The 6,282-nt window shown below is 37.9% G+C and carries 2 protein-coding genes; both read right to left on the bottom strand.

Going from position 1 to position 6,282, the window contains the following annotated elements:
* The coding region (locus ACINWC743_RS08145) for a filamentous hemagglutinin N-terminal domain-containing protein (RefSeq protein WP_009585068.1) at window positions 1-842 on the bottom strand (842 nt) is incomplete at its 3' end.
* Between the two features lie 214 nt (window positions 843-1,056).
* A complete protein-coding gene (locus tag ACINWC743_RS08140; protein WP_009585028.1) occupies window positions 1,057-6,228 on the bottom strand; it encodes a DUF4011 domain-containing protein in 5,172 nt (1,723 codons plus the stop codon).
* Window positions 6,229-6,282: the final 54 nt, after the last annotated feature.

The raw sequence follows: 6,282 nt of genomic DNA, 5'->3' as shown, positions 1-6,282 counted from the left end.
GCTTTTGCAGTTAAATAGACTGCGCCATTATCAGCAAGAATTGCTCCTCCATTGTCCACTAAACCTTTAAGAACCCCTTGATCCACTTGGTACTGGGTCAATGAACCATCTTGTAAAGCAAGCGTGACTTGACTAGCGGATGTTAAATGCGTAGTTCCATTTGGTGTGGTAATAGAACCTGTATTTTTAACATTCGGCGCAATCAGCGCCACTGTTCCACCTTTTAAAGTTTGAATAGTGCCATAATTTTCTATACTTGCATGACTATTGGCATCGCCTTTTAAAGTGAATTGACCATTTTGAATATCATGGTCCGTAAGTGCTAACGTTGAAGCAACCAATCCCCCAACATTCACTTGAGCGGTTTTAGAGAAAACCACACCATTAGGATTGAGCAGAAACACCTGACCATTGGCATTTAAACGCCCCATGATTTGCGAAGCATTACTGTCTAATACATGGTTAATTGCGACTGAAGATGCATTATTTTGGTTAAAATTGACTGTCGCATTTTGACCAATGTTAAAGCTGTTCCAATTGGTGCTCAGTGTTTGACTACTTTGATTAATATTCAGGGTATGCCCATTTTGAGAAATCGTTGCCGAACCAGAATTAATTTGAGCGCCTGTCGGCAACTCGATATTTGAAATCGCAGCCTGTACAGATAAAGGCAACAGTGCTAATCCAAATAAAATCAAAGCGGATACTTTTTCAACAATCCCCATTGTCTTATTTTGATCAGTGACTGTACTTTGTGAAGGACGATGATTCTTGGCAAGTTCTGAAACGGCTTGCCAACATCCAAGTTGTGCATTCCAGATGACTTTGTAAATTTTATTCATGATATGCCCAAATGTAATAGATTAAATATTAACCATCTAAACATAACTTTACATAACTAGATATACCTGAAATCAGTGATTTTTAAAGATTTTTTAATGAAAACTACATAGTTTGTTTAAATAAATTTACACAAAATAAGACTTAATTTACTGTACAATCACAATACATAAATTAAGTCTCGTTTTTATAAAAATCACAATAAAAAAATTTATTCTATGAAATTTGCTGAGTTAAATTGACACATTCATTTAATTGATTCTGTAATTTTTCTAGATTTGCTTTTGGATCAAGCCACCATTCCACTGTCCACAATTGAATCACGGTCCAACCTAGCCCGGTTAACACAGAAGGACGCAACTGATCTCGATCTCGTGCAGTTGCAGCTTTAGCATAATCATCCCCGTCTACCAAAATACCTGTTAAATACTGACCAGCAACATAGGGGTTTTGGATAGCAATATCTATACGACTATCTCCACTGCCTACAGCCAAGTCAACTTTCCAACCTAAATGCTCTAATTGAGCTTGTAAATACAGCATGAGTTCATCTTTAGCCTTTTCTTTTTCAAGTGTTTGCGAGTAATACGCCATTTGCCCAGTTTGTGCAAAACTCAAGAAATCTTTTAAATCTCGCACCCCTTCACTATTGGTTCGAGACAAATCAATCTGGTCTGGACGCAGTGTAGAGAAAACATGTAGTCCTTGACGTGCACGTGTAATCGCAACATTTAAACGGCGTTGTCCGCCCTGACGATTCAATGCACCAAAATTCATCAGTAATTTACCCTGTTGATCGGGCGCATAAGTGATGGAGAAGATAATAATATCTCGTTCATCACCTTGAACATTTTCCAAATTTTTCACAAATAATGGCTCAAAGCCATCTCGGCTAAGTTGCTCTAATTCAGGACGTTGCGCCAATTCGTTATCAAGCAAATCTTCAATTAGTTTTTGTTGAGTAATATTGAATGTCACCACACCAAGCGTTAGTTTAACCTCTGCGGTCAGTTGGTTCGTTAAATGTTGTAGAATAAACTGTACGATTGCCTGAGCCTCAGCTTTGTTGGTTCGTGTATCACCCTTGTCATATACACCTTCAACAGCGTGCAATTGAATTGCCTTATCTTTTGCAACAGGTGCAGGAAATGTCAGCAACTCACCTTTATAATATTTTTGATTACTAAACTGAATTAGGCTTTCATATCGACTACGATAATGCCAATTCAATACCAGTTCTGGTAATTGTGCAGCTAAACACTCATCTAAAATACTTTCCAAATCTTCGGTAACGTCTTCATCGACTTCTTCGGTATCTCCTTTTCCAAAGAAACTGGTGGGCGGCATTTGTTTATTGTCACCAACAACAATCGATTGTTCTCCTCGTGCAAGTGCGCCAATGGCATCCCAAACAGGAATTTGCGAAGCTTCATCAAAAATCACCACATCAAATTTAGATTCAGGATCAAGATATTGGGCAACCGACAATGGACTCATTAACATACATGGCTTGAGTCCAGTCATCACATCTGGAATCTGTTTGATGAGTTCTCGTACTGGAATATGTCGACGCTTTTTACCCAACTCTTTGTTGAGTAATGCCCATTGCTTTTTAAACTCATCAGGGTTCTCAAAAATTTTATGCCAACGTCGGGTAATTTCCTCACTGGCAAATTGTTGATGTTCACGATCCTGTTGGGAAAATTTAAGAATTTTTTGTTGATGTAACTCACCATTAAATTGGTTGAGTTCAGGATGTTTACTAAACTGTTGAACAATCCATTGACGTGCAAGATTGATATCCACCAATAACGCCACATGATCTTGGACTAATTTTGCATCAAAAGACGAAGAGGTTTGAGCTAAGCAATGTTGTTGTAAGTATGCGCTAAAACGAGCCAAACCTTGTTGTTGAAGTTGTGTTTTTAAACCTTGCCAATTTAACCAATGACGCCATTCATTGATCAAATGTTGCAAGTTTTGTTGACGTAACAGTAATTCTGTAAATGAAATTTGAGGATATGCGTTTAAATTTTCTGTCTGAATTTGCTGATCTGGCAATAACAGTGCATAGCATTGCTGTAATTCTTCAATATGTTGTTCAGCTTCAAAGTGCTTCTGTTGACTTGCGAAATCCAATGCTTGTAATAATACCACTGGACTTGAAATACGATCTGCAAGTTGGTTTTTTAATTGTGTCCAAGCCTGTGCCATGTTTTCAAACTGTGCCCAATCTGTTTTTTCACCTTGCCAATATGTCTGCAGTTTTGCGCCTAAACTATTTTCAAGCGCTTTAAACTGTTGCTGATGATTTTGAATATTGATCAACAGTGGCAAATCATTTTCTACCACCATAGCAGAAGGACGTTGTTTATCAGTGTGATAACTACGCATCAAGTTTCTTAACTGATACTTACCAAACCAAGACCATGGCCAAAACTTAGCAGAAGCTTCTCGCCATTTAAAATCTATCTGTTTTAATTCAGCTTGGTTAATCGATAAATCATATTTAAAAATTAAGCGTGTCTGGCTTTGTACGATTTCTGTTGTTACCGCTTTGGCTTCAGAAATTTGACGTATGTCTAAACCATCAATAATTTTCAGCAGTTTCAAATCATATTGTTGACTGAACGCAAATATTTTTTGGTAGATCTCTACATCAGCTTGAAGCTGCTGTAAATTTTCTGCTTGTTTGAATTGGCAAGCATCTTGCCAAACATGTAACGAACGATGTATTTGAGGAATTAATTCTGCTATACGTTGTTGATTATGCTGATACTGATCTTGCCACAACAGATTCCAGAAATTCGGAGAACTTCCTTCAGCAAATCCATTCAGAGTATCTCGTGCGTTGCTCGAAATTTGCTGATACTGCAACCATGCTTTGACAGCCAAATCTTTCAAGTGTGAACGTGCTTGATGGGTCAATTGTTGAATATTGAGATCAAAACGCAATGTTTCGATCTCTCTATGTAACAACTCTTCACTCATGGCATCAAATAAACTCCATCCTATTGAATGTTGTTGATGCAAGATCTGTACATGCTGATTGAGCACATCACGGCTTTCGACCAAATGTTGTGAAAGTACTTGCCACTCTTGTTGGGTTTCTTTTTGGGCGATTGCGTAGGGATTATTGTTATTTTCTGCACGTTCACGAAGCTGATCAAGCACTTCTATTTTTTGTGCTTTGGCAGAATGAAGCTGTAAACACAGATGTCCTAATCCAATTTGATTCAGTCGTCGATACACCACATCCAATGCTGCCATCTTTTCAGAGACAAATAGTACGGATTTACCATCTGCCAAGCATTGCGCTACCATATTGGTAATGGTTTGTGACTTTCCTGTTCCTGGTGGCCCAGAAAGTACAAATGTTCGCCCTAAAGCCGCAGACATTACGGCTGCAAGCTGTGAAGAATCTGACGACAATGGAGTAAATAGCTGTTTGGGTTGATATTTTTGATCAAGTTCAGCTGGATGTGGAAAAGCATCTTGTTTTTTAAATGGCTCGCGTGGCGTTTCAATCAAATGATGAACCACAGCTTGTTCTTTTAACTGCTGTATACGTAAAGAAAGATCTCGCCACATTAAGTATTTTGAAAATGAAAACTGACCAATCGCGGCTTCAGCAGTCACCTCCCAGCCTCGCATATTGACCACAGCTCGGCGTACAATTTGCAAGACGGCATTAACATCTACCCCTGATCCATCTGTCGGTAGCGGGTCCAATCCACTGATTTCAATTTCAAAGTCCTGTCTTAACAATTGCAACAGGGTTGAATTAAAACGCGGCTCATCATCATACATCCATAAACGATAACCAGACTTTGCCGACTCTCGTGTCATTCGTACAGGAATTAACAAAAGTGGTGCTTTAAAGGTTTTCTGAGCTTTCTCTGACTCTTTCCACTCTAGAAAACCAACTGCCAAGAATAAAGTATTTGCCCCACCTTCTTCCAAAGCTGTACGTGAGGCGCGATATACTTCCACCAAACGCTTATTTAAGGTGTCGCTGTCTAAGCCACTAAATAACAATTGGCGATGTAGGTTTTCATCAATATAGTTTTGGACGTGTTGGTCTTCATTTTCACGAGTGACCTCTTTAAGAGAAATATAATCCACACTTTGAAAGAAAAAACCTTTATTCTCAGCCAAAGCATCTTCTAAAGAAGCTAAAGTTTTCTCAGAACACTGTAAGGGAATGCTTAAACGGTTATCTTTAAAATTTAATAACTTATTTCTTAAACTTAAATCCAGTAAACGCCTTAACCATCGCTGAACACGCGTTGCAACATTTTCATTTGCATCCATAACCGCATATTCAGGTAAAGAAGCTGCTGTCCATGTCAACTCATCCTGATCTAAATTTTGCACGACATCTAGCTGTGTTGAAATAGGACGTACACCACGTAAACGACTTTGGCGAATATCCACAGCAACATAAAACTGTTCGATTTTTTCAGCATCATGTAAATATTGTTGTGCTGAAGTTATGGCTTGTTTCAAACTTGCTTGTGATGTTAATAAGGTGGTTTCAATAAAAGTAATTGCACCAAGCTCCATATACTTACGTAAGTTTTGAAGATCATCAATTAAAACATCAACAACAGGGGTTTCATGTAACCATACCCCGATAAAACTGTGACCTTGGACAATCATCACGATGGGATCAAGCCCAATTTGCTCAATCAAAGAGCTCATCAACATGGTGCTATCCAAACAACATGCCATTTTTTCATCTAAAATTTGTTTGGCAAAACGAATACGCTGTCCATGTTGGATATAACTCGCAGGATTCACAATATAATGTAAATTCTGTTCATTTAATGCCTGCCAAATTGCATTCAGCTGATTTAAAACTTGTTCAGGACTTTTATCCGAGTAACCATTTAGACTGCCTAAATTCTTTTGCACTAAGTATTCGCTAGCACGTTTAAGAATAGGTGCTAAAGAAGCTGCATTTGGTTGTGAGAAACAGGCTAAAAGTTCAAGTGGCTGTTTTTCTCCACCCCATGTATCAACTGTAAGCACTTCAATATCTTGCTGTTTCACTGCTAATAGCTGATCATCTGAATCCAACCATTTTAAATTTAGATAACCTTTTATATTTTCATTCAGATGAAGTAAAAAATTGAGATCAAAATTAAGTTTAGGATTACTGAGGTAGATGTTTTGATCTTTATCACTTTTACCGATTCGAATCTCAGTGGGTTGAAAAAATGCTGGATGAGATTCAATAATAAGCTTACTTTCAGAAAGCTGCTTACTTCCAGTTAAAGAAATATGACGAATTAAAGGAATTGCGTTTTGCTGAAAAGTAAAATTTAAGCTTGAAGTCGCATCGAGAGAAATTTGAAATTGATCGTATTCCACAACATCTGACATGAAAATTGTAATCCTAGAATTTTTTTGATTATGAACTTAGTGCCTTACTCTATA

Origin of the sequence: Acinetobacter sp. WC-743 (genome assembly GCF_000335555.1) — a bacterium.
Taxonomy (GTDB): domain Bacteria; phylum Pseudomonadota; class Gammaproteobacteria; order Pseudomonadales; family Moraxellaceae; genus Acinetobacter; species Acinetobacter bereziniae.
This window is presented reverse-complemented; position numbering and strand designations above follow the sequence as displayed.

Excerpts from the sequence above, each read along its gene's own strand:
- ACINWC743_RS08140 (WP_009585028.1), bottom strand. The coding sequence starts at position 6,228 with ATGTCAGATGTTGTGGAATACGATCAATTTCAAATTTCTCTCGATGCG.